This window comes from Streptomyces kronopolitis (assembly GCF_050953795.1).
Lineage (GTDB): Bacteria > Actinomycetota > Actinomycetes > Streptomycetales > Streptomycetaceae > Streptomyces > Streptomyces kronopolitis_A.
Genome location: NZ_CP191850.1, coordinates 7449756 through 7473602 on the forward strand (window position 1 = coordinate 7449756; position 23847 = coordinate 7473602).

At 73.3% G+C, this 23847-nt stretch carries 21 protein-coding genes; 10 read left to right on the plus strand and 11 right to left on the minus strand.

The genetic code is table 11. From position 1 onward, the window contains the following. From ACQP17_RS32925 to gmd, 3 genes are read right to left on the minus strand one after another with little or no spacing between them, the layout of a single operon-like run. Positions 1–1128 carry a glycosyltransferase gene (locus ACQP17_RS32925; RefSeq protein WP_433859579.1) on the minus strand — a complete coding sequence of 376 codons (1128 nt, stop codon included), beginning with the start codon at positions 1126–1128 and terminating at the stop codon, positions 1–3. Next, the gene (locus ACQP17_RS32930) at positions 1125–1682 is read right to left on the minus strand and encodes a DapH/DapD/GlmU-related protein (RefSeq protein ID WP_433859580.1); all 558 of its coding nucleotides are present in this window, start codon (positions 1680–1682) and stop codon (positions 1125–1127) included. The genes ACQP17_RS32925 and ACQP17_RS32930 overlap by 4 nt, the downstream gene beginning before the upstream one ends. Further along, complete coding sequence (gmd, locus tag ACQP17_RS32935; protein WP_433859581.1) at positions 1679–2692, minus strand: GDP-mannose 4,6-dehydratase; 1014 nt, start codon at positions 2690–2692, stop codon at positions 1679–1681. Before gmd ends, ACQP17_RS32930 begins: the two co-directional genes overlap by 4 nt. Before the next feature lie 177 nt (positions 2693–2869). Here gmd and ACQP17_RS32940 point away from each other — a divergent pair, with 177 nt between their 5' ends. Then, positions 2870–3814, plus strand: coding sequence for a GDP-L-fucose synthase family protein (locus ACQP17_RS32940; protein ID WP_433859582.1), 945 nt, complete (start codon positions 2870–2872; stop codon positions 3812–3814). Positions 3815–3890: 76 nt separating this feature from the next. On the opposite strand, the gene ACQP17_RS32945 is transcribed toward ACQP17_RS32940, so the two are convergent. Further along, positions 3891–5390, minus strand: coding sequence for a sugar transferase (locus ACQP17_RS32945; RefSeq protein WP_433859583.1), 1500 nt, complete (start codon positions 5388–5390; stop codon positions 3891–3893). Positions 5391–5670: 280 nt separating this feature from the next. Here ACQP17_RS32945 and ACQP17_RS32950 point away from each other — a divergent pair, with 280 nt between their 5' ends. Next, the gene (locus ACQP17_RS32950; RefSeq protein ID WP_433859584.1) at positions 5671–6348 is read left to right on the plus strand and encodes an AIM24 family protein; all 678 of its coding nucleotides are present in this window, start codon (positions 5671–5673) and stop codon (positions 6346–6348) included. A 53-nt stretch (positions 6349–6401) separates the two neighbouring features. On the opposite strand, the gene ACQP17_RS32955 is transcribed toward ACQP17_RS32950, so the two are convergent. Beyond that, positions 6402–6890 (minus strand): alpha/beta hydrolase family protein, encoded by a 489-nt coding sequence (locus tag ACQP17_RS32955; protein WP_433859585.1) that lies wholly within the window; start codon positions 6888–6890, stop codon positions 6402–6404. A 153-nt stretch (positions 6891–7043) separates the two neighbouring features. On the opposite strand from ACQP17_RS32955, the gene ACQP17_RS32960 reads away from it, so the two are divergent. The 3 genes from ACQP17_RS32960 to ACQP17_RS32970 all read left to right on the plus strand — a co-directional run bounded on the left by ACQP17_RS32960 (position 7044) and on the right by ACQP17_RS32970 (position 10961). Beyond that, positions 7044–7793 carry a ribonuclease H family protein gene (locus ACQP17_RS32960; RefSeq protein WP_433859586.1) on the plus strand — a complete coding sequence of 250 codons (750 nt, stop codon included), beginning with the start codon at positions 7044–7046 and terminating at the stop codon, positions 7791–7793. Positions 7794–7881: 88 nt separating this feature from the next. Continuing rightward, complete coding sequence (locus ACQP17_RS32965; protein ID WP_364873996.1) at positions 7882–8244, plus strand: VOC family protein; 363 nt, start codon at positions 7882–7884, stop codon at positions 8242–8244. Positions 8245–8543: 299 nt separating this feature from the next. Beyond that, the gene (locus ACQP17_RS32970) at positions 8544–10961 is read left to right on the plus strand and encodes an ATP-binding cassette domain-containing protein (protein WP_433859587.1); all 2418 of its coding nucleotides are present in this window, start codon (positions 8544–8546) and stop codon (positions 10959–10961) included. 39 nt (positions 10962–11000) lie between these two features. Here ACQP17_RS32970 and ACQP17_RS32975 read toward each other — a convergent pair whose 3' ends face one another. Beyond that, the gene (locus ACQP17_RS32975; RefSeq protein WP_433860069.1) at positions 11001–13184 is read right to left on the minus strand and encodes an FUSC family protein; all 2184 of its coding nucleotides are present in this window, start codon (positions 13182–13184) and stop codon (positions 11001–11003) included. Positions 13185–13657: 473 nt separating this feature from the next. On the opposite strand from ACQP17_RS32975, the gene ACQP17_RS32980 reads away from it, so the two are divergent. Further along, positions 13658–14200: a DUF4232 domain-containing protein gene (locus tag ACQP17_RS32980; protein WP_433859588.1), complete on the plus strand. Its 543-nt coding sequence runs from the start codon at positions 13658–13660 to the stop codon at positions 14198–14200. 97 nt (positions 14201–14297) lie between these two features. Here the strand turns inward: ACQP17_RS32980 and ACQP17_RS32985 are convergent, their stop codons facing one another. After that, positions 14298–15254, minus strand: a complete 957-nt coding sequence (locus tag ACQP17_RS32985; RefSeq protein ID WP_433859589.1) for an NAD-dependent epimerase/dehydratase family protein — start codon at positions 15252–15254, stop codon at positions 14298–14300. Positions 15255–15467: 213 nt separating this feature from the next. Here ACQP17_RS32985 and ACQP17_RS32990 point away from each other — a divergent pair, with 213 nt between their 5' ends. Further along, the gene (locus ACQP17_RS32990) at positions 15468–16205 is read left to right on the plus strand and encodes a TetR/AcrR family transcriptional regulator (protein WP_433860070.1); all 738 of its coding nucleotides are present in this window, start codon (positions 15468–15470) and stop codon (positions 16203–16205) included. A gap of 149 nt (positions 16206–16354) precedes the next feature. Next, entirely contained in the window at positions 16355–16807 is a 453-nt protein-coding gene (locus ACQP17_RS32995; protein WP_433859590.1) for a MarR family winged helix-turn-helix transcriptional regulator, read from the plus strand. 28 nt (positions 16808–16835) lie between these two features. Here ACQP17_RS32995 and ACQP17_RS33000 read toward each other — a convergent pair whose 3' ends face one another. Genes ACQP17_RS33000 through ACQP17_RS33015 form a run of 4 tightly spaced genes read right to left on the minus strand, consistent with a single transcriptional unit; the run spans position 16836 to position 20952 of the window. Next, the gene (locus ACQP17_RS33000; RefSeq protein WP_364873984.1) at positions 16836–17507 is read right to left on the minus strand and encodes a response regulator transcription factor; all 672 of its coding nucleotides are present in this window, start codon (positions 17505–17507) and stop codon (positions 16836–16838) included. Next, positions 17504–18820: a sensor histidine kinase gene (locus ACQP17_RS33005; RefSeq protein ID WP_433859591.1), complete on the minus strand. Its 1317-nt coding sequence runs from the start codon at positions 18818–18820 to the stop codon at positions 17504–17506. The genes ACQP17_RS33000 and ACQP17_RS33005 overlap by 4 nt, the downstream gene beginning before the upstream one ends. Positions 18821–18830: 10 nt before the next feature. Beyond that, complete coding sequence (locus ACQP17_RS33010) at positions 18831–19988, minus strand: acyltransferase family protein (protein ID WP_433859592.1); 1158 nt, start codon at positions 19986–19988, stop codon at positions 18831–18833. After that, positions 19981–20952, minus strand: a complete 972-nt coding sequence (locus ACQP17_RS33015; protein ID WP_433859593.1) for an alpha/beta hydrolase — start codon at positions 20950–20952, stop codon at positions 19981–19983. Before ACQP17_RS33015 ends, ACQP17_RS33010 begins: the two co-directional genes overlap by 8 nt. Positions 20953–21357: 405 nt before the next feature. Here ACQP17_RS33015 and ACQP17_RS33020 point away from each other — a divergent pair, with 405 nt between their 5' ends. Together ACQP17_RS33020 and ACQP17_RS33025 are read left to right on the plus strand one after the other, a co-directional pair. Next, on the plus strand, positions 21358–22173 hold the full coding sequence (locus ACQP17_RS33020) for a thioesterase II family protein (protein ID WP_433859594.1): 816 nt from the start codon (positions 21358–21360) through the stop codon (positions 22171–22173). Next, the gene (locus ACQP17_RS33025; RefSeq protein ID WP_433859595.1) at positions 22170–23747 is read left to right on the plus strand and encodes an MFS transporter; all 1578 of its coding nucleotides are present in this window, start codon (positions 22170–22172) and stop codon (positions 23745–23747) included. The genes ACQP17_RS33020 and ACQP17_RS33025 overlap by 4 nt, the downstream gene beginning before the upstream one ends. Positions 23748–23847 lie beyond the last annotated feature (100 nt).

Here is a 23847-nt window from a genome sequence, read left to right on the forward strand (position 1 = left end):
TCATCCGGCTCCCGGCCGGGCGAGCAGTGCGTACCACTCCTCCAGCCGGTCGCCGACCGCCGGGAGCGAGAACTCCTCCTCGACGGCCGTCCGTCCCGCGCGGGTGACGCGCTCGCGCAGCGCGGCGTCCTCCAGCAGCCGCAGCACCGCGTCCGCCAGCTCCTCCGGCGAACCGTCGGTCACCAGCGCGGCCCCGCGTGCCCGGAGCGCGGCGGCGATCCCGCAGCGCTCCGTGCAGACCACCGGGGTCCCCACCGCCAGCGACTCCAGCACGCTCATCGGGAACGGCTCCTCGACGCTGGGCAGCACGTACACGGTGGCCCGTCCGGTCCGCCGCACGGCCTCGTCGTGCGCGAGCGCACCGCCGTACGTCACCACCTCACCGAGCCGCTCCTCGGCGATCAGCCGGCGGACCTCCGCGAGGCGCCCCTCGTCCGAACCGTGCAGGGTGAAGGACACCTCGGGCCGTTTGCCGTGCACCAGCGCCGCCATCCGCACGAAGGCCTCGGGGCGCTTACGGGTCTGCAGCCGGGCCAGGAACAGCACGTCCGTCGTGCCCCGCTCCTCGTCGTCGGCCGGCCGGACCCGCACCCCGTTGGGCAGCCGGACCAGCCGTGGCCCGCCCGGACCCAGCACCTGCCGCAGCCCGGCCTCCTCCTCGTCGGTGAGCACCAGCGCGGCGATCGCCCGGCGCAGCAGCGGGACGTAGACCCGGTCGAAGAGCCGGGCCACGGCCGAGCCGCGGGGCTGGACCATGCCATGGGTCTGCACCACGAAGGGGCGGCGGCGCAGCACGGCCACCACGAGCGCGGCCAGGGTGACCAAGTCGCGTCCGGCGTGCAGATGGAGCGCGTCGGCGCGCCCCGCCCGGCGCCAGAGCACCGGCAGCAGCCCCGGGTGGAACTGGCCCAGGAAGCCCTGCCCCGGCACCAGGGTGTGGGCGGGCCGGGCGCGCAGCGGCACCCCGTCCACCGTCCGTGGAGGTGCGCCGTGGCCCCGCCACAGGGACACCAGCTCCACCTCGTGCCCCCGGGAGGCGAGTTCGCCCAGCTGCCCGGTGGCCACGCTCACCGGCCCGCCGTACGCCCCGTCGTCGCTGACCAGGGTCACGACGTGGGTGATCCTCATCCGGCACCCCCGGTGGTGTGCACGGCCCCGGCCGGCACATCGCGGTGGGCGACCACGCCCGCGCCGACGACCGCGCCCTTGCCGACCGTGACGCCGCGCAGGACCACGGCACGGGCGGCCACCCAGGCGCCCTCCTCCACGCTGATCGGTGCGTTGTCGAACTCGAAGGTGGGGGAGCGGCGTTGGTGGCTTCCGGTGCACAGCACGGCACCCTGTGAGACGCAGACGTCATCGGCGATGCGGATCGGCTCCAGGTTGATCAGCCAGGCGTCCTCGCCCACCCAGACGTCGTCGCCGAGGGTCAGCTTCCACGGCCACTGCACCCGTACCCGGTGGCGGATCAGTACGCGCTGACCGACCCGGGCGCCGAAGGCCCGCAGCAGCGGGGGCCGCAGCCGCGGCGGGCACCACCACTTCATGAACACCAGATTGAGCACGGCGAACCAGGCCGCCTGGGTCAGCACCCCGCGGCCCTTGTCATAGCCCGAGCCGCTGAATCCGCGCAGGTCGCGGGCGGTGGCGGAGGCGGACCGGGAGGTGGCGGAGGCGGTCATCGGTCCACCCGCACCCGGTGTCCGGAGAGTTCGTCCTGGAGCTGGCGCACATCCGACTCGACCATGATCCGGGCGAGCTCGTCGTACTGCACCTTCGCCGACCAGTCCAGCAGGCTCTTCGCCTTGGAGGCGTCGCCGATCAGCGCGTCCACCTCCGAGGGCCGCTCGTACTTCGGGTCGAAGCGCACACTGCGCTCCCAGTCCAGGCCCACCGTCTCGAACGCGGCCCGGAGGAAGTCGCGTACGGTCGCGGGCACACCCGTGGCGACCACGTAGTCATCGGGCTCGTCCTGCTGGAGCATCAGCCACATGGCCTCGACGTACTCCGGTGCGTAGCCCCAGTCGCGGACGGCGTCGAGGTTGCCCAGGTAGAGGTGCTCCTGCAGACCCGCCTGTATGCGGGCCACCGCGCGAGTGATCTTGCGGGTGACGAAGGTCTCGCCCCGCCGTGGGCTCTCGTGGTTGAACAGGATGCCGTTGACGCCGAACAGGCCATACGCCTCACGGTAGTTGACGGTCGACCAGTAGGCCATGACCTTGGCGCAGCCGTACGGGCTGCGCGGGTGGAACGGCGTCGCCTCGTTCTGCGGCGGCGGGGTCGCGCCGAACATCTCCGAGGACGAGGCCTGGTAGAGCCGGGTGCGCACCCCGCTGGCGCGGATCGCCTCCAGCAGCCGCAGAGCGCCCAGACCGGTCACATCACCGGTGTACAGCGGGGCGTCGAAGGAGACCCGGACATGGGACTGGGCGCCGAGGTTGTAGACCTCGTCGGGCTGCACGTCGCGCAGCAGATTCACCAGCGCCACCCCGTCCGACAGGTCGACGTGGTGCAGCAGCAGCCGGCGGTCCGGTGTGTGCGGGTCCTGGTAGATGTGGTCGATGCGCTCGGTGTTGAAGCTTGAGGAGCGTCTCATCAGCCCGTGCACTTCATAGCCCTTGCTCAGCAGCAATTCGGCCAGATACGAACCGTCTTGACCGGTGATTCCGGTGATGACCGCGGTTTTCGGCATGGCTTCCCCCCACGAGAAGTGATGTGCATCGGGATCGAACGATGGATGTCCCACGCGGCGGCGGACCGCGGGGCGTGGACGCTACCGGCACCGGGGCCGGTCGTCGAGATCAAGAAGCGCCAGATATTTCCTGAAGTGGCCGGTGAGCGACCCGGATTGACTGCGACAATCCGCCCCATGAATGACTTGCTGCCCACACCTGCCCGTGTCTTCGTCGCGGGCCACCGAGGCCTGGTGGGTTCCGCCGTGGCCCGGCGCTTCGCCGACCGGGGCTACGAGGTGCTCACCCGTACCCGTGCGGAACTCGACCTGCGCGACGCCGACGCCACGGCCGCCTGGCTGCGCGCGGCCCGGCCCGACGCCGTCGTGCTGGCGGCCGCCAAGGTCGGCGGAATCATGGCCAACAGCACCTACCCCGTACAGTTCCTGGAGGACAATCTCAGCATCCAGCTCAGTGTGATTGCCGGTGCCCACCAGGCCGGGGTGCGCCGCCTGCTGTTCCTCGGATCGAGCTGCATCTACCCCAAGCACGCCGCCCAGCCCATCACCGAGGACGCCCTGCTGAGCGGGCCGTTGGAGCCCACCAACGAGGCGTACGCGATCGCCAAGATCGCCGGTCTGGTGCAGATCCGGTCCTACCGGAGCCAATACGGTGCCTCTTTCATCTCCGCCATGCCGACGAACCTCTACGGGCCCGGCGACAATTTCGACCTCGAGACCTCGCACGTGCTGCCGGCGCTCATCCGCCGCTTCCACGAGGCCAAGCAGCAGGGCCTGCCCGAACTCACCCTCTGGGGCACCGGAACGCCGCTGCGCGAGTTCCTGCACGTCGACGACCTGGCCGCCGCCTGCGAGGTGCTGCTGCGCCGCTATGACGGCGACGACACCGTCAACGTCGGCTGCGGCGAGGACCTGACCATCGCCGACCTCGCCTCCTGTGTCGCCGACGCGGTGGGCTACGAGGGACGCATCGCCTTCGACCCGTCCCGCCCCGACGGCACCCCGCGCAAGCTGCTCGACATCAGCCGGATGCGCGCCCTGGGCTGGGCACCCACCGTCCCGCTCGCCGAGGGCATCGCCCGGACCTACGAGGCCTGGCAGGCGGAGCCGGCCCCGGCGTGAGCGGGACCGGCCCGTGGGGTGTGTCCGGCGCCCGCCCTTCGGCGGGACACCGGACACACCCCACGACCCACGGCGGCTAGTACGCACCACGCCCGTCCACGACGGCCCGCACGGTACGCACCAGCACCCCTATGTCGCGGGAGTAGGACCAGTTGTCCACATAGCTCAGATCCAGCGCGACGGTCTCGTCCCAGGACAGGTCGGACCGCCCGCTGACCTGCCACAGACCGGTCAGTCCCGGCTTGACCGACAGCCGGCGGATCTCGGTCCCGTCGTACCGCTCGACCTCCTCGGGCAGCGGAGGCCGCGGCCCGACCAGGGACATGTGTCCCGCCAGGACGTTGAACAGCTGCGGCAGTTCGTCCAGCGAGAAGCGGCGCAGCAACCGGCCCACCGGCGTCACCCGCGGATCCCGCCGCATCTTGAACATCGCCCCGTCGTGCTCGTTGGACTGCTCCAGCGCGGCCCGCATCCGGTCGGCGGTGACCACCATGGTGCGGAACTTCCACATCCGGAACCGCCGCAGATCCCGGCCGACCCGGATCTGCCAGTAGAAGACCGGACCCGCGGTGGTGCACCGTATGGCGGTGGCCACCACGGCGAAGACCGGGGCGAGCAGCATGAGCAGCAGCAACGCCCCCAGCCGGTCGGTGGCCTGCTTCAGCAGGACCGGTATGCCCCGCCGCGCCGCCGGGTCGATGTGCATCACCGTGAGCCCCGCCGCCTTCGCGAGCCGGACACGGTGCTGTGAGACATCGATCAGGCCCGGAAGTATGGCCAGATTCCGGCCCCCGTCGTGCAGCGCCCAGGCCAGCCGCCGCACCCGCGCCGCCGACATCTGACGGCCCGGTGCCACGAAGACGAGATCGGCGCCGAGTTCGGCGGCACAGCCGAGCACCCGGTCCCCGTCCAGCGCCCCTTCGGGCGCGTCACCGTCGGACGCGAGCCGGTCGCACACCGGCAGCGCCGAATCGGTGGCCTCGTCCCCGACGAGACAGCTGCCGACGACGACATACTCGTGATCGGTGCGGTGCGCCAGCTCGGCCAGCACCACATCGACCGCGCCCGCCTCCCCGACGATCAGCACCCGTCGCAGCGCCTGCGCGCGACGCCGGATGGCCAGCAGATAACGGTGCGCGAGCTTGCGCCGCGCCACCCCCAGTGCAAGGGCGGGCAGCAGCGCCAGTACACAGATCTCGACGGAGAAATCGATCCGCGCGCCGACGCAGGCGACGGCGAGCACGCCCAGCATGGTCAGCCAGTCGCGGAAGACCGGCAGCACTGCGCCCGCACCGAGTTCATCCCGGGTGTATCGGTTCTTTGACGCCCCTACCGCCAGCCACGACATTCCGGCCAGCGCCGCCGTGAGCAACGGATGCGGCTGTCGCGTCGTGACACACAACGCGGCCACCGGCAGCAGCGCGCCGACCGCGTCCACCGCCAATGCCACCGGTAAGAGCCGTCGTTCGGTCGGCGTGTGTCTGCCTCCCCTGTCGTGTTCCGGCGCGCGATCCCACTTGGCTGTCCCGGCGGGTGACTCCATCACCCGTGGTCCGGCAGCTTCGAACAACCCCATGGCCCCCCACTTGGTCGTCCCCTCATTCCGGCGCAGCCGTCGCCCCCTGGCACAGACGACCGCCCCGTGTCGGACGTGACGCTAGAGCACGTTGCGCCTGACTGCTGTGGTTTACCTAATTTGAGTGTTCTTGTGTCCCATTGTTTACAAGCCAGAGAAGGCATGATCCGATTTCAGCCGCCCTGCGCGGCCGTCAACCTGGCGCCAGCGGCGAACCATGGGCGGCCGTCGGTTGACGCCTCCGGGTCACCCCGCAGCGCCCCGCCCTAGCATGCCCCTCATGAACAGTGATCTCTTTGCCCCCGGGAACATGGCGACGCAGTCCACCGCACCCGGCATGGTGCAACAGAATGCCAAGTCGCTCAAATACGCGCTGGACGGGGAGTGTTACGCGAGACAGGGCTCGATGATCGCCTACCGCGGCGATCTGCACTTCGAGAAGCAGGGGCAGGGCGTCGGGAAGTTCCTCAAGCGCGCCGTCACCGGCGAGGGGCTGGCGCTGATGGCCGTCCGGGGCCGCGGCGAGGTGTGGTTCGCGCACGAGGCCGCCAACTGCTTCATCATCGACCTCGCCGCCGGCGACGGCCTGACCGTCAACGGCCGCAACGTGCTGTGCTTCGATCCCTCCCTCTCCTACGAGATCCAGGTCGTCAAGGGCGCCGGCATGATGGGCGGCGGGCTCTTCAACTCGGTCTTCAGCGGCCAGGGCAAGCTGGGTGTGATGTGTGAGGGCAACCCCGTCGTCATACCCGTCTCCCCGCAGGCCCCGGTCTTCGTCGACACCGACGCCGTCGTCGGCTGGAGCAGCGCCCTGCACACCGGGCTGCACCGTTCGCAGAGCCTCGGCTCGATGCTCCGCGGCGGCTCCGGCGAGGCCGTCCAACTCCGACTGGACGGCGAGGGATTCGTCCTCGTGCGTCCCAGTGAACTCCGTCCGGAGAAGTCGGCCGGAAACTGACCTTGCGGCATCGGTTGCGGGCGTCGGTCCCGGGCCCCGGCCGCACGGCGCTGTCAGGCCCGCTGCCCCTCCGAGCCGGGCAGCCGGGCCTCCAGCCAGTCGAAGACCCGCTGCTCGACAAGCGCCCGGCCCGTGGGTTCGCAGTGCAGGTGCGCGCCCTCGGCCGCGGAGAAGGAAACCAGCTCCTTGGGGCCCGGCAGCGCGTCGTACAGGCGTCGCGAGGCACCGGGCCAGAAGTGCTCGCCCTCGGGTCCGTGAGGAGCAGAGGGGTGGCGATCCGGTCCGCCACGGGCGCCACCGTGCACCGGAAGACCTCGGTGAGCGGGGCGGAGGGAGACTCGACGCCGTACGGCTCGGCCCGCCGGCGCCATGTCGCGGACAGTTCCGGCGAGGCGGTGCTCGAAGGCGAGCGCGCGCGGCACCCAGTAGCCGCCCTGGCTGATTCCGGCCAGCGCGAGGCGCCGGGCGTCGATGTCGTCGCGGGCGGTGAGGAAGTCCACGACCGGCGTGATGACGTGTTCCCGGTCGGGCCGGAACGGCACGCCGCGCTGGCAGCGGCCCCGGACCGCCCCGGCGGGCCCGCGGCGGGGCGGAGACCTCCTGTTTCAGCGCAGGAGGCCGGTGTGCGGGCGCACGCCGGACCGGGTGCGCCCGCGGTCCGCGGCCGACTTGGCCCCGGCACGTCGTCACCTGGCATGATCGCGCGCATGGCTGAACGCGTGAGTGCCGCATGTGACGGCGCGTCGAAAGGAAACCCCGGGCCGGCGGGCTGGGCCTGGGTCGTCGCCGACGGTGCGGACACCGTCGTGCGGTGGGAGGCCGGGCCGCTGGGCACCGCGACGAACAACGTCGCCGAGCTCACGGCGCTGGAGCGGCTGCTGAGCGCCATCGACCCGGCCGTACCGCTGGAGGTGCGGATGGACTCGCAGTACGCGATGAAGGCCGTCACGACCTGGCTGCCCGGCTGGAAGCGCAAGGGCTGGAAGACGTCCGCGGGCAAACCGGTCGCCAACCAGGAGCTGGTGATGCGCATCGACGAGCTGCTCACCGGCCGGTCCGTGGAGTTCCGGTATGTGCCGGCGCACCAGGTCGACGGCGATCCGCTGAACGACTTCGCCGACCGGGCCGCGAGCCAGGCGGCGGTCGTCCAGGAGGCCGCCGGCAGCGACCTCGGCTCCCCGCAGCCGCCGGCCGCCCCGGCCGCCGCACGGCCCGCCGGCGCCCGCCGGAGCGGCTCCGGCGCCACGGCCGGAGCGGCCTCGTCACCGCAGCGGCGCGGCGCCGGCAAGACGGCGCGCACGCTGAAGGCCAAGTTCCCCGGGCGCTGCCGCTGCGGGCGCTCCTACGCGGCCGGCGAGCAGATCGCCAAGAACGACGAGGGCTGGGGGCACCCCGCGTGCCGCTCCGGCGCGGACGGCACGGCCCCGGCCCCGGCGGCCGGCTGACCCGGCGCGGCGGGGAAGCGCGGACTCCCCGGGCCGCGGCTACCGTGACGGCAGGGGCACCACCCCCACGACGTCAGGAGGGACCACCATGACCAGCTCGTCCACCCAGGGGATCAAGACCGTGCTGCACCCCGTGTCCGACCTGGCGGCGGCCAAGGAGGTGTACACCGCCCTGCTCGGCGCACCGCCGCAGGCCGACGAGCCCTACTACGTCGGCTTCGACGTCGAAGGGCAGCACATCGGGCTGGTGCCGGGTGGCGCTTCGCAGGGCATGACCGCACCGGTGGCCTACTGGCACGTGCCGGACATCGAGGCGAAGCTGGCCGAGGTGACCGCCGCGGGTGCCACGCTGAAGGACCCCGCCCGCGATGTCGGTGGCGGCCGTCTGGTGGCCACGTTCACCGACCCCGACGGCAACGTTCTCGGGCTGCTCCAGGACCCGCGGGCGTAGGGCCCGCTCCCGGCCGCCGTCCGTCCAGGGCCGGCCGACGACTCCCCCCGCCTCGGGGCCCGGCGCCCACGTCCGGGCCCCGAGGCGCGGGCGCGCGGTGCGGCGTGGCAGACCCCCCGAAGGCAGGCGGGCAGCGGCCCACGATCCCGGCCGATACCGCCGGCCGCCCGGACGGCGTACCGTGGCCGCGATCGCGCCGGCCGAGAAGCGCCGGCTCTCCTGCTCGAAGCCGGTCGGACCGAGCCGGGCGACGCCGACGGGGGCCGCGCAGCCGGCCCCGCATCACAGATGGACACACGATGAGCATGGCCACAGGGACGGACCAGTCGCCCGCGCCGCACGGTGCCGACAGCCACGATCTGATCCGCGTGCACGGCGCGCGCGTGAACAACCTCAAGGACGTCAGCGTCGAGATCCCCAAGCGCCGGCTGACGGTGTTGACCGGGGTCTCCGGCTCGGGCAAGAGCTCGCTGGTGTTCGGCACGATCGCCGCGGAGTCGCAGCGGCTGATCAACGAGACCTACAGCGCCTTCGTGCAGGGCTTCATGCCGACCCTGGCGCGGCCCGAGGTCGATGTGCTCGACGGGCTGACGACCGCGATCGTGGTCGACCAGCAGCGACTGGGCGCCGACCCGCGCTCCACGGTCGGCACCGTCACCGACGCCAACGCCCTGCTGCGCATCCTCTTCAGCCGGCTCGGGCAGCCGCACATCGGACCGCCCGGCGCGTTCGCCTTCAACGTCGCCTCGGCCCGGGCGAGCGGCGCGCTCACGGTCGACCGCGGCGCCGCGAAGACCAGGACGGTCAAGCAGACCTTCAGCCGCACCGGCGGCATGTGCACCCGCTGCGAGGGCCGGGGCGCGGTCTCCGACATCGATCTCACCCAGCTCTACGACGACTCCAAGTCGCTGGCCGAGGGCGCGTTCACCATCCCCGGCTGGAAGTCGGACAGCTTCTGGACCGTGCGGGTCTACGCCGAGTCGGGCCTCCTCGACCCCGACAAGCCGATCCGCAAGTACACCAAGAGGGAGATGCAGGACTTCCTCTACCGGGAGCCGACCAAGGTGAAGGTCGAGGGGGTGAACCTCACCTACGAAGGGCTGATCCCCAAGATCCAGAAGTCCTTCCTGTCCAAGGACAAGGAGGCGCTCCAGCCGCACATCCGGGCGTTCGTGGAGCGTGCGGTCACCTTCGCCACCTGCCCCGAGTGCGAGGGCACCCGCCTCAGCGAGGCGGCCCGGTCGTCGCGGTACGGCGGGATCACCATCGCCGACGCGTGCGCACGGCAGATCAGCGATCTCGCCGAGTGGGTGCGGGGGCTGTCCGAGCCGTCCGTCGCACCGCTGCTGGCCACGCTCCAGCAGACGCTCGACTCCTTCGTGGAGATCGGGCTGGGCTACCTCTCGCTCGACCGGGCGTCGGGGACGCTGTCGGGCGGCGAGGCACAACGCGTCAAGATGATCCGCCACCTCGGCTCCTCGCTCACCGACGTCACCTACGTCTTCGACGAGCCCACCACGGGCCTGCACCCCCATGACATCCAGCGGATGAACGCCCTGCTGCTGCGGCTGCGGGACAAGGGCAACACCGTGCTCGTCGTCGAGCACAAGCCGGAGACGATCGCGATCGCCGACCACGTCATCGACCTCGGCCCCGGCGCCGGTCCGGCGGGCGGCACCGTCTGCTTCGAGGGCACCGTGGAGGGACTGCGCGCCGGCGGCACCGTCACCGGCCGCCACTTCGACGACCGGGCCCGCCTCAAGGAGACGGCGCGCAAGCACACCGGCACGCTGGAGATCCGCGGCGCGACGACGCACAACCTCCAGGGCGTCGACGTCGACATACCGCTCGGGGTGCTCACCGTGGTCACCGGCGTCGCCGGGTCCGGCAAGAGTTCGCTGGTGCACGGCTCGCTGTGCCGGCGGCCGGAGGGCGACGGCGTGGGGGTGGTGTCGGTCGACCAGAGCCCGATCCGCGGCTCGCGGCGGAGCAATCCGGCCACCTACACCGGATTGCTCGACCCGGTCCGCAAGGCGTTCGCGAAGGCCAACGGCGTCAAGCCGGCGCTGTTCAGCGCCAACTCCGAGGGCGCCTGCCCGCACTGCAACGGCGCCGGCGTCGTCTTCACCGACCTGGCGATGATGGCCGGCGTCGCCACCCCCTGCGAGGAGTGCGAGGGGAAGCGGTACCAGCCGGCGGTGCTGGAGTACCGCCTCGGTGGGCGGGACATCAGCGAGGTGCTGGCGATGCCGGTGACCGAGGCGGAGGAGTTCTTCGGTTCCGGCGAGGCCCACCATCCGGCCGCGCACCGCATCCTGGCCCGGCTCGCCGACGTCGGGCTCGGCTACCTCAGCCTGGGCCAGCCGCTCACCACGCTCTCCGGCGGCGAGCGGCAACGGCTCAAGCTGGCCACGCACATGGGGGAGAAGGGCGGGGGCCGCTCCGTCCTGGTGCTCGACGAGCCGACCGCCGGTCTGCACCTCGCCGATGTCGAGCAACTGCTCGGCCTGCTCGACCGGCTGGTGGACGCCGGCAGGTCGGTCATCGTCGTCGAACACCATCAGGCGGTGATGGCGCACGCCGACTGGATCATCGACCTCGGCCCGGGCGCCGGTCACGACGGCGGACGGATCGTCTTCGAGGGCACCCCCGCCGACCTCGTCGCCGCCCGCTCCACCCTCACCGGCGAGCACCTCGCGGCCTACGTCGGCGGCTGACCGGCCCCGGTGTGCGGCCGGCCCCGGTGTACGGCCGGCTCAGGCGGCCTTGCCGCCGGGGCCGGCCACCGGCACGTCCAGCGGGCGGGCGATACCCACCACTCCCTCGTCGAGGCGCTGGAGATGGCGCAGCACGCGGAAGGTGACGGTGCCCGACTGCAGCGCGCCGGAGCCGGCCGTCTCCAGCATCGAGGCGATGCTGGCACCGGACTGGACCTCGCCCTCGGTGCTCTCCTCCAGCACCCGCGCCACGATCAGGTCGATGTTGTACGCGATCCGCCGGCCGGCCCGCTCCAGGCGCGGGTCGGCCGCGATGGTCTTGCTGAACGGCACGAGTTCCGCGGTCGCCGCCAGCGAACGGGCGTGATAGGCGGAGGTCTCCAGGAGCGCCACCAGATAGCGGGCGGTCCGCCGCCGCACCCGCAGCGGTGTGATCGGGTGGGTCAGCGGCTGGATGGAGCCGCGCAGTTCCTCCAGTGCCTCGTCCAGATCGCGCGCCTTGCCCAGCAGATCGACGGCGGGGCCGCCGCTGAGCTGCTCCACCGCGGCGGACACCACGTCCCGCAGGCGGACCAGCACCGTGCCCAGCAGTTCGTCGGTGCGGCGGTCGGTGTGCACCGGCAGCACCAGCACCGCACCGATGATCCCGCAGGCGGCACCCAGCGCCGTCTCCTCGATGCGCAGCACCAGCACATCGAGGCTGTAGGTGTTGAGCAGGGTGTAGAGCAGCCCGAGCATCGCGGTGACGAAGAAGGACATCAGCGCGTAGGACAGCGGCGCGGTGAAGAACATCCCGAAGATGCAGAGCAGCACCAGCGCGAAGGCGACCCAGGTGTGGTCGCCGACGAGTCCGGCCAGCGCGACACCGGCGATCACACCGAGCACCGTGCCCACCAGCCGGCGGTAGCCCTTGACCAGGATCTCGCCGGTGGAGGCGGTGTTGAGGAAGACCACCCAGCAGGTCAGCACGGCCCAGTACCAGCGCTGGCTGGACAGGAACTCGCCGCCGATCATGGCCAGCGTCGAGCCCACCGCGACCTGGAACGCGGCCCGGGTGGTGGGCCGTTGCAGGCCGGTGCGGTCGTCCGCCGGCTCCTCGGCCTCCTCGGCGACGACGATCGCCAGGTCCTCGGCGTCGAACTCCTCGCGCGAGCGGGTGGTGGCCGGGCTGTCGTCCGACTCGTCCTGCGGTCCGTCCAGCGCCAGCCGCAGACCCAGGACGGACCGCGCGGCCTCACCGAGACCGCGGAAGACGTCCTGGACGGCGGGCGAGGCCGGCGGGAGGTTGTCCTCGTCCCGGTAGCCGAGCAGCCGGTTGCGGACGTGCGCGAGTGCGGTGCCGCGCTCGCCGGGCGCGGTCCGGGCGATCAGCAGGAGCAGAGCGTTGAGGTCCCGGCGCAGGGTGCGGACCGCGTCGTCCTCGGTCCGGATGCGGGTGCCCGTGGCGGGCACCGGCGCATGCGGCAGATGCATGGTGAGGGTGTCCGCGCGCCCGGCGCTGCGGGCGTTGAGCAGCAGCATGCCCAGCCGCTCGGCGGCGATCTCGGCCTCCGCGACACGGCGCTGCACCAGCCCGGCCGCGGCCTCGTCCCGCGTTCCCTCCTCCAGCAGGCCCTGGATCATCAGCGCCGCCTCGTGCAGCCGGGCGGTGTGCCGCCGCAGGTCGTCGAGGACCTTTTCCAGCTCGTCGGGCTCCACGTCCAGCAGCAGCTGCTGGGTGGCCAGCAGCTGGGCGAGGCGGGCCCGGAAGGCCTCGCGCAGCCGGCCCAGGGTGCGTTGCGGAGTCTGCGGGACGACGGCGAAGCGGACGAGGGCGCTGCACCCGAAGGCCACGGCCAGCGTCAGATACAGCACCGGCAGGGTGGCGACGCTCGCGTGCACGAACAGCGAGATGAAGTAGACCTGGAATCCGATCAGGCCGAGTGCGGTGCCGCGGTCGCCGAATCGGCGGGAGTAGACGGCGCCGAAGATCAGCAGCACGAAGAACACATCGCCGGCGACGACCAGGGCGTGCAGCAGCGCGCCCAGCGACATCGCGGCGAGCGCGACCGGAAGTCCGAGCGCCAGCGTGACCGCCTGACCGCGGACCTCCTTCTCCTTGATCGCGAAGGTGGACACCATGGACACCATGGCGCCCGCGACCATCAAGGGGACGCCGGTGCCGAGCAGTGCGAGGACCAGGAGGGTGAGCACGATCGCGCCGACCGTCCGCAGTCCCGCCATCAGCCGCAGCAGCCCCGGGTCGGACGCCGCGAAGCGGTCCCAGGTGTTCGTACCAGCCCGTCGTATCGCTGCCACCACGCTGCCGTACGCTCCCACTTCTTGCCATGATCCCCGGTGCCCCAGCATCGCACGTCCGTCCGGACCGGCTTCAGCCGCCTCGTGCCCGGCCACCGGCGCACCACACCGCACACCACCTGCGAAATCCCGTGCCGGCAGCCGTTCTGCCGCTCCCCGGCCCGCTCGGCCCCTTTGTGCGTTTCGGGCGTTAGTGAGGCGTTAGTGAGGCATCAGTGGGAGCGCCCAGGGTGGGTGGCGCGGAATCGAACAACCCACCGCCGGGACCGACGGTCCTGTGGTGGCGCCCGCGGGGCACCCTGCCCGGTGCTCCGCGAGCGCACCGCGGCGCCGTGCGGGACCGGGTGGGCGAGAACACCACCATCTCCGGATACCGGAGAAGAGGGAGTTGATGACTGATGACCATCCGTGGTCTGCGTACCGCTGTCACCACCACCGCCGCTGTCGTCCTCGCAGCGGGGGCGAGTGCGGGCATCGCCGCCGCGGCAGGCACCGGCGGACCGGGTGCGGCGGCCGCCGGCGCGTGCGCTCCGGGGACGCTGAAGGTCACGACCACCACCGCGGGTTCGGGCCAGGCCGGGATGAACCACGAGGGCACCTACCTGCGGGTGACCAACACCGGCACGGGCACCTGCGCGATATCCGGCTACCCGGGACTGGCGCTGGAGGCCGCCGGGCACTCGGCGATCAAGACCACGGTGCACCGCGGTGACACCTACTTCGCCAAGGACCCGGGCGCCCACCGCGTCACCCTCAAGCCGGGCAAGAGCGCTTACGCCGACCTCGTCTGGTCCCATGCCGGACCGTCCGTGAAGGCCAAGTACCTCCAGGTCTCGCCGACGGGCGGCAACGCCCACGGCATCCTGCCCTTCGCCAAGGACGTCGACGGCGGGTCCCTGTCCGTGACCGCCTGGTCGGCGACCCCGCCCAGCGCCTCCTGACCGCTGACGCACCGACCGGGGGCCGGCGCATCGTGCGCCGGCCCCCGGTTCCCGTGCGTGCGTCCGCCCGGGGACCGCAACCTCCCCTCGCACCCGCTCAGTTCCGCGTGCCCGCCAGCAGCGCGCGGTACCAGTCGAGTGTGGTGTCGAGCGTGGACTCCAGCGGAGTCGGGCGGATGCCGAAGGTCCGGGCGAAGGCCGAGGAGTCCACGATCTGCGGTTCGGTGTGCTGGTAGAACATCTCCGCGTACTCGTGCATGAAGGTCTCGTCGAACGGGCCGAAGGGGCGGGGCTCGGTGAGGATCACCCGCTCCAGGGGGCGGCCCACCCGCTCCTCGATCATCGAGTGGATCTCGCGGGTGGTGCGGGCGGGGGCGGTGGGCAGATGCCACACCCGGCCGTCGCCCGACGGGTCCTCGCCGAGGGTGGCCAGTCCCCTCGCCACGTCCTGGATGGCCGTGTAGCTGTGCGGAAGGTCGATGTCGCCCAGCCCGAGGACCTCGTCACCGGTCAGTGCGGGCGGGAACACCGTGCCGCCGAGCGTCGAGTTGAGCACGCCGGGCCCGACGAAGTCGGCCGCGCGGCCGAGGACGACCCGGGCCCGCCCGGCGCGGTGCGCGGCGAGATAGGCCTCGTCCAGCCGCGCCCGCATCACGCCCTTGCGGCTCGTCGCCTGCCAGGGGCTGCCCTCCGTCATCACCTCGCCGTGCGTGCGGCCGTAGGGGTAGAGCGTGTCCAGGACGACCAGCCGCGCGCCGGTGGTCCCGACGGCGGCCAGCACCGCCTCCTGGACCCGGGGCATCACCTCGACCTGCAGGTGATAGGCGACGTTCACGCAGTGGTAGACGACCTCGCCGCCCTCGACGGCGGCCAGTGCCCCCTCGGGGGTGCTCACATCGGCGGCCCGGCACTCCACGCCTTCGGCGGCGCGCTCCGGCACCGAGCGGCTGACCAGCCGGACGGCGTGCCCCCGGCGGACGAGTTCGGCGGCGAGCGTGGTGCCGGCCGGACCGGCACCCAGGACGACGTGGAGCGAGCGTGCGGCAGCAGACATGGCGATTCCTTCTCTGTGGAGCGGCGGGATGGCGCCGGGCGAGGAGCGGATGAAGGCGGGTGAGGGGCGGTGCGGCGGGTTCCCGTTGCTCCCTCTCGCTTCTGTTAGAGACCATAACTCTAGTGATGATGCATCGCAAGAGGGGTGGTGGATACGATGCGCGAGGGCGGCTCACACTCGCCGTCCCGCCCCGCCGCGACGCAGGAGGAGAACATGGCCGCCGAGGTACGAAGCCCCCGGGCGCGCTACCGCGAGCAGAACCGTGCGGAGATCAAGGCGGCCGCACTGCAGCAGCTCGCCGAGGGCGGCGTGCAGGCCGTGGCGCTCACCCGGATCGCCAAGGACATGGGGCTCTCCGGGCCGGCCCTCTACCGCTACTTCGCGGGCCGGGACGATCTGCTGGGCGAGCTGATCCGGGACGCCTACGACGACGTCGCGCAGGTCACCGAGGAGGCCGGCGGCGCGGCGTCCGCCGGGGACGCGCGAGCCGCCCTGCACGCCCTGGCCGAGGCCTACCGGGGCTGGGCCGTCGCGCAGCCGCACCGCTACCTCCTGATCCAGGGCGCCCCGCTCCCCGGGTACGTCGCTCCGCCCGACACCCTGCTGCGTGCCCGGGCCGCCCTGGGGCCTTTCCTCACGGTGTTCGCGGCGGGCGCGCCCGCCGAGGCGATGCGGCCGGTCGTCGCCGAAATGGCCGCCTGGGTGCGTGAGGGCGACGGCATCGCCGACTGGGTGGCGCGGCACACCGGGCTGTCGCCGCGGGACGAGGCGGCGGGTGTCGCCCTCGCCGGCGCGGTGCTGGCCTGGTCGCAGCTGCATGGCACGGTCGGCTTGGAGGTGTCCGGTCAGTACGCCGGGATGGGTCACCGGGCGTCGACGCTGCTCGTCGCGCAGATCGACACCCTGGCGGACTCTTTCGGACTCCGGGGGGCGGGCGCCCGCACGGCCTGACCGCCCGCCAGGAGGTGTGCGGCTTGGTCGAGTTGCCTCCGCCGTGCAGTGCCCGGCGGCGCTTCCGGGGCTTCGGTCCCGCAGGGGGGCGCGGCGTCCTGAGGGCGCCCCGCGGGCATTACGTGCGTGGCGCACGCTACTCTGGAGGTATGGACAACGAGATGGGGCACGCGGTCGCCGAAGCCCTGGGCGACCTGCTCAAGCGCACCCTGCGGGCCAACCTGTACCAGGCCCTGACCGAGAACATCGGCGAGGGCGTCGACGAGGTCACCTATCCGGTGCTGAGCGGACTGGCCAGGACGGGGCCCCGCAGCGCCGCCGATCTGGCCGGTGAGGTGGGACTCGACCGGTCCGGCGTCAGCCGGCGCGCCTCACGTCTGGAGGCGGCCGGTCTCGTGCGGCGCGCACCGGACCCCGCCGACCGGCGGGCCGTGTTGCTGACGCTCACCGATCAGGGCGCCGAGACGGTGGCGGTGATGCGCGAGCGCCTCGCCGCGCGTATCGAGGAGTCCCTCAACTCCTGGCCGGAGGGGGAGGCGCGGTCCTTCGCCCGGAATCTGCGCAGGTTCCTCGACGAGGGGCCCTTCAAGGACGTGCAGTAGCGCCCGGCGGTGTGCCCGTGGACCCGGCTCAGTATCCGGACGGGCGTATCAGCCCCGTCTCGTAGGCGAACACGGCGGCCTGGGTCCGGTCGCGCAGACCCAGCTTGACCAGGATGCGGCCGACATGGCTCTTCACGGTCTGCTCCGCCACCACCAGCCGCTCCGCGATCTCCCCGTTCGACAGGCCCTGGGCGATCAGTGACAGGACCTCGGTCTCCCGTTCCGTCAGGGTGCCCACCCGGTCCTTGAGCGGCGTGCGCGGGGCGCTGGTCACCCGGGAGAACTCGGCTATCAGGCGCTTGGTGATGTGCGGCGCGAGCAGGGCGTCGCCGGCCGCCACCACCCGTACCGCCTGGGCGAGTTCGGCCGCCGAGGCGTCCTTGAGCAGAAAGCCGGACGCGCCCGCCCGCAGTGCCTCGTACACGTACTCGTCGAGGTCGAAGGTGGTCAGGACCAGGATCTTGACGGCGGCGCCGGCCGGCCCGGTGAGGCGGCGGGTGGCCTCGATGCCGCCGAGCCGCGGCATCCGGACGTCCATCAGGACGACGTCCGGGGCGAGTTCGGCGGTCTTGGCGAGGGCGTCGAGGCCGTCCACGGCCTGGCCGACGACCTCGATCCCGGGTTCGGCGTTGAGCAGCACGGTGAACCCCTGACGGACCATCATCTGGTCGTCGGCGATCAGCACGCGGATGGTCGTCATGGGGTGTCCTCGCCGGTCTCGGCCGGTTGTCTCGCGGGGGCGGGCAGGAGGGCGGCCACCTCGTAGCCGCCGTCCGGGGTGGGACCGGCGGCCAGTTCGCCGCCGAGCATCGCGGTGCGTTCGCGCATGCCCAGCAGCCCGTGTCCGGAGCCGGGGGAGGGTGGGGCGGGCCCGTCCGGCGCGGTGTTGGTGACGTGGAGGGTGAGGCCGTCGGGAGCGTAGCCGAGCCGCACCCGCACCGTCGCGCCGGGCGCGTGCCGCATCGCGTTGCTCAGCGCCTCCTGGACGATGCGGAACGCCGACAGTTCGGCCCCCGGCGACAGTGCGTGCGGCTCGCCGGTGGTCTCGGTGGTGACGGTCAGTCCGGCCGTCCGCACGTTGTCGAGCAGTTCGTCCAGCCGGTCCAGGGTGGGTTGCGGGGCGTGCCGCACGCCCTCCGCCGCGAGGTCTTCGGAGCGCAGCACGCCGAGCACGCGGCGGAGTTCGCGCAGCGCGTCGACGGCGTTCGCGCGGATGCCCGCGAGGTTCTCCGTCAGCTCGTCGGTGGGATTCGGGACGAGATGGGGGGCGACCTGCGCCTGGATGGAGATCACCGACATGTGGTGGGCGACCACGTCGTGCAGCTCCCGGGCGATCCGGTGGCGCTCCTCCAGCAGGGTGCGCCGGGCCCGCTCCTCGGCGGTCAGCTCCTCCTGCTCGACGAGCTGGGTACGGGCCACCCGGCGGCCGCGCAGGGCGGCCCCCAGCACCGTCGCGATGAGCAGCAGCGGGACCGCCTGCGTCACGTTCTGGTGGTGCTCCGGGCCGAGGAACGTCAGACAGCACAACCCGGCCAGGACGTGGAGCCCCAGTGCCTCGGCCGCCACCCGCGGGCGTACCCGCAGCGCCAGCAGGAACACCGTCGCGGCCTGCGCGAGGAGACCCGGTTCGGTCCACGGGAAGCCCTCCGACCCGGGGAACCCGTCGCCCGCGGCCCGCGCCGCGACCACCATCGCCGCCGTCGACACCCACCAGGCCGGTATCGGACGGAACATGGCCGCGAACAGCCCGAGGGACTGGCACAGCGCCAGCAGCAGCGCCAGGCCCGTCCCCAGCCCGTAGAGATGGATGAGGTAGTCCGTGTTGAGGATCGCCGTCGCGTAGACGAGGACGCCGATCACCACATGCGGCAGCCGGGCCAGCAGGCGCGGCCCCCGCATCCTCGGCAGCGGATCGGCCGCCACGGTCCACAGATCGTCGCGCAGCGTACGCGGCACCGCCAACAGCACCGCCCGCAACCGCGGTTCCCCACCCGCCCCGCCCCCCGTGACCATGCGCACCACCCTAGACACGACGGGTCGCCCCCGGCAGGGCGGGGCGCCGCCGGGAGCGCCCGCGCCGCCCCGCGCGGCCCTGTTCGTAGGCGCGGAAGGCGGCCAGGCACACCAGCAGCGCCAGCCCGAACACCGGCAGCCAGGCCAGCCGGGCGAGTACCCATTCCGCGCCGTCGGGGGCGGTGTGCAGCCCGGGGAGCGGCCGGCCCGCGAGCAGGCCGAGCGCGGTGACCGCCACCATCGCCGTCTGGTGCCACAGGAAGACCGTCATCGCCGCGAGGTTCAGCAGCGCCACCGGCGCCCAGACCAGGGGGCGCCGCAGTACCCGCCGCAGCGGACCGAGCAGCAGCAGGGCCGCCCCGCACTGGGCCAGACCGAAGGTGACGGCGGCGAGGGTGGGCGGGTTGAGATTGGATATCGCGGCGCCCGGCACCCCGACCATGGAAGCCGGATATCCGGCCCACCCGACGAGTACGGCGGTGGCGGCGCCGCCACCGAGCAGCAGCGCCCAGCCGGTCGAGCGGCCGGCCAGCCGTCCGCGCGCCCAGGCCGCGCCCAGGCAGTACGGAACCAGCCAGCCCGCCGGCACATTGAGCCAGCCGAGCCACGCCGGACCCCCCAACCCGAAGCGGAACAGGTCGACATGGAGGACGACGGCCAGCGGCCACAGCGGGTGCAGCCGGGCGACCAGCGGGGTCGCCGCCGTCAGCGCGGTGAACACCAGCAGGAACCAGAGCGGTGAGCACACCAGGGTGCCCAGGGTGGCGACGGTCCCCACCCCGGCCCCGGAGGCGAGCAGGGCGAGGGCCACCACTCCCCAGAGCACCAACACCGCCGCGACCGGGCGCGAAAGCCGGGCCGTACGGTCACCGAGCCACCGCCGGTAGCTCTCCCCCCTGGCGCGCGACGAGGCATGACCGCGCGCCGCCACCCGGCCACCGACCAGGAAGAAGACCGCCAGGGTCTGGAAGACCCAGGAGACCGGCGTCAGCTGCGGCAGGAAGTGCAGCGGGCTGGCGCCGTGCACCGCACCGCTGTCCGTGACCAGGGCGGTGACCAGCCAGTGCCCGAGCACCACCCCCAGGATGGCGAGCGCGCGCAGGGCGTCGACGCCGCGGTCGCGGCCCTGCGGGGTGGCGGCGGCGATCCGCCGGGCGAGTTCACGCATCACGGTGCCCCTCGGCCGGGGTCCGTCCGGAGACGATCCGGGCGATGTTGCGCAGGGCGACGGAGCCGGGCGCGAGATAGTCGCTGTGGCCGCCGGCCCCGGCCGCGAAGACGCGCGCCCCGAACGCGTCCGACATCGGATCGGTGCCCAACCCGACGGTCACGAAGGGCAGCCGCAGCCGGCCGTGCGGCACGTGGGCGATCCAGTCGTCCGCGCCCCGGCCGGCCCAGACCGCCGCCCGGGTGTGCAGGGCGGAGGCGCTGTCGGCCCCCGCGCCGGGGCTGCCGTACAGCACGAGGTTCGCCACCGACAGCCCCGGCGCGGCGCGGCCGCAGACCACCGACCCGTAGGAGTGGCACAGCACGGAGATCCGGGCCGCGGGCCGCAGCGCCGCCATGTCGCCCAGGTACGAACGGAGTTGTGGCGCGGCCGAGTCGGCGAGCCCGGTCGTCAGCACGTCGGGGCTCACCGTGCCCGGCGTCGGGTACCCGAGCCAGGCGACCACGACGGTGCGCGCGTCCAGCGTCCGGCGCAGCGCCGTCGCGCCCTTCAGGAACCGCCCGTAGGTGTCGAGGTTGGTGTCCGAGCCCGGTACCAGGACGGCGATCCGCGCGGCCCGTGCCAGATCGCCGAGGACCTCGACGGTGCGGCCCCCGCCGCGGCCGTCGAAGGACAGGAACTGCCGGTTCGGGCCGGCCATCCGGCGCAGCGCCCGGGCCCGTGCCCGGTCGCCGTGGCCCTCGGCCATCCGGGCCGCCGCGCGGATGCCGGCACGGTTGAGGGCGTAGCGCCCGGCGAGGGCACCGGGCCCGGCGGCGGTCCGCAACGGGGCGAGGGCCACCGGCGCGGGCGCCGGGACGGCCGCGGGGCGGGCCGCGCCGGACACGGGCACGGCCACCGAGACGGCGACGAGCGCGGCGAGCAGGGTACGCAGCGGTCGGCCGCTGCGCGGGCGGGACACCATGGGGATCGGTCCTTCCGTCACGGAAGCCGTCGTGCTTCCGTGACGCACGCTATGAAGCGCACCGGTTGGTCCACGTCCCGCCCCGGAGCGCACTTCCCGCCTGGCTCTCAGGTACTGGGGGTAGGGGGCGGCGGCCCCCGAACGGACTGCGCACGGCGACCCGGTACGCCCCGGCCGCGCCCCGGGACCGGTACCCGCGGACGGAGGCGGCTGCCGCCGTTGGTGTCAGACGGGCCCGGCGCCTTGCGTGGTGTGTGGAGTGAGCGGGCGGGGGAGTGCAGGGTCGGCGTGGGCATCGGTGCGGTGCCCGGCCGGAACACCACGGCCGTCCCCGGCGCCGCCGGGACGGACGACGGGGCCGGGGCGGGACGGCGAACGGCGGAGCGCGAGGCGAAGGGCGTAAGCATGGGTGTCGGATCCCCGCAGGAGACGGCCTCGGTGCCGGCCGCGGCGTCGGCGGTGCCGGAACGCGTGGTGCTGGCCGCCCGCCCGCAGGCGTCGCTGCGGCTCTACGCCCTGCCGCCCGCCGGAGCGGGTCCGGAGTGCTATCTGCGGTGGGCGCCGCTGCTGCCGCCCTGGGTCGAGCTGTGTTCCGTGGCGCTGCCCGGCCGCGGCACCCGCGCCGGGGAACCGTCGCTGACCGACCCCGCCTATCTGAGCGCCCGGCTGGCCGCGGTGCTCGACGACTGGACCGACCCCCGGCCGTTCGCGGTCTTCGGCCACAGCGCGGGCGCGCTGCTGGCCTACGAGGCGATCCGCCATCTGCGGCGCACCCACGGCCGTCCGCCCGCGCTGCTGGCGGTCTCCTCCCTGTCGGCGCCGCACCTCGACGCCTACACCGCTGACCTGCCGCCGCGTCTGACGGCCGGTCTCGCGGGCCTCGACGAACTCGTCGGCCCGATCCCCGAGCAACTGCTCGCCGACGCCCGCCTGATGGCCGCGGCCTGCACCCCGCTGCTGGCCGATCTGCTGCTGCTCCTGCACTACCGGCACCACCCGGAGCCGCCCCTCGACGTGCCCCTGGTGCTCTACGGCGGCGAGCACGACCCCGTCACCGGTCCACGTCAGCTCCAGGCCTGGAACGACCTGGTCACCACCCCCGCCGACGTACATCTCTTCCCCGGCGGCCACAACTACCCGCAGACGGCGGCCAAGGAGCTGATCGGGCACCTCACCGGCGTCCTCGGCACGCTCACCCGGCACCCGGTGGCCACGGCATGACGGCCACCGGGCGGGCCGGCGCCGCCCGGCGTACGGGCGCGGCCGCCGTGGTGTGCCTCGGGCTGTTCATGCTCGGCCTGGATCTGACCGTCCTCAACGTCGCCGTCCCCGGCCTCCAGGGCGACCTCGACACCTCCACCGCGCAGGTGCAGTGGATCGTGGACGGCTATGCCGTCGTCCTCGGCGGAACGGTGCTGGCCGTGGGCGCCTTCACCGACGCCTGGGGCCGGCGCCGCTCCTTCGTCTGCGGAGTGGCGGTCTGCGCGGGCGCCTCACTGGGTGGCGCGCTGGCCGCCCACCCCGGGCAGGTGATCGCCGCCCGCTGCGTCATGGGGGCCGGGGCCGCGCTGCTGATGCCGGCGACCCTGGCGGTCCTCCACCACCTGTTCCCCGAACCCCGGCTGCGCGGCCGGGCGATCGCCGCGTGGGCCGCGGTCGGCGGCATGGGCGGCCTGTGCGGGCCGGTCATCGGGGGCTGGCTGGTGGAGCACTACTCCTGGCGCGCCGCGTTCTGGATCAATCTCCCGCCGGCCGGCGTCCTCGTCGTCCTCGCCCTGCTGCTGGTGCCGGAGTCCTGTACGAAGCGGCGCGCAGGCTTCGACGTGCCCGGTGCCGTCCTGTCCGCCGCGGGGCTGCTGGCGCTGGTGTGGTCCCTCACCGAGAGCCCGCACCGCGGCTGGACCAGCCCGGCGGTCCTGACCGGATTCGCCGCCGCCGTGCTGCTGCTGGCCGCCTTCGTCGTCCGGCAGCAGCGCACGCCCGCCCCCATGCTGCCGCTGTCCCTGCTGGGGGTGCCGGGCATCGGTGTGGCGGCTGCGGCCCTGGCGCTGATGTCCTTCGCCATGTTCGGGGCGCTGTTCGTACTGACCCTCTATCTGCAGGGAGTGCTCGGCTTCAGCCCGTGGCAGGCCGGTCTGCGGACGCTGCCGCTGCCGGGCGGACTGGCCCTCGGCGCCGGGTGCGCCGTGCCCCTGCGGAACCTGCTGGGCGGACGCGTCCCCGTCGTCGCCGGACTGACCCTGGTCTCGGCCGGCTTCGCCGTCCTGGCCACCACCACCTCCGACTCCGGCTATCCGCACTGCGCGGCCTTCCAGCTGGTCGCGGGCGTCGGCGCGGGGCTCGTCGCGGCGGCGGCCACCGAGTCGGTGATGGGCTCGGTCGCCACCGAACGGGCCGGACTGGGCTCGGCCATCAACGATGCGACCCGCCAGGTCGGCTCCGCCCTCGGCGTGGCCGTCCAGGGCTCCCTGCTCGCGGCCGTCTTCACCGCCCGGTTCCGTACGTCCCTGACGGACCTGCACGCCCCCGCGGGTGTGACGGCGGCGGCCGAGCACAGCATGCTGTCCGTCCCCGCACAGGCGCGGCGGCTTCCCCCGGCACTGCGCGATGGCGTGCTGTCCGCCGCCCGCGGCGCCTTCACCGACGCGATGACGCTCACCGCCGTCGTCGCCGGAGCCGTCACCCTGCTCACCGCCGTGGCGGCAGCCCGCTGGCTCGGCCGGCCGCCCCGCCCCCGTGACACGGACGCGGCCACACCGGCAGCCGCCCCGCCCGCCCTGGCCGCGGACCGGTGACGCACACCCGCGCCACCGGGCGCGGCGCCACTCGTTCGGCGGTGCCTTCACGCCCGGCGCCCGGGGGCACGGTCGGCGACAGTGGAAGGCGCGCTGCCCG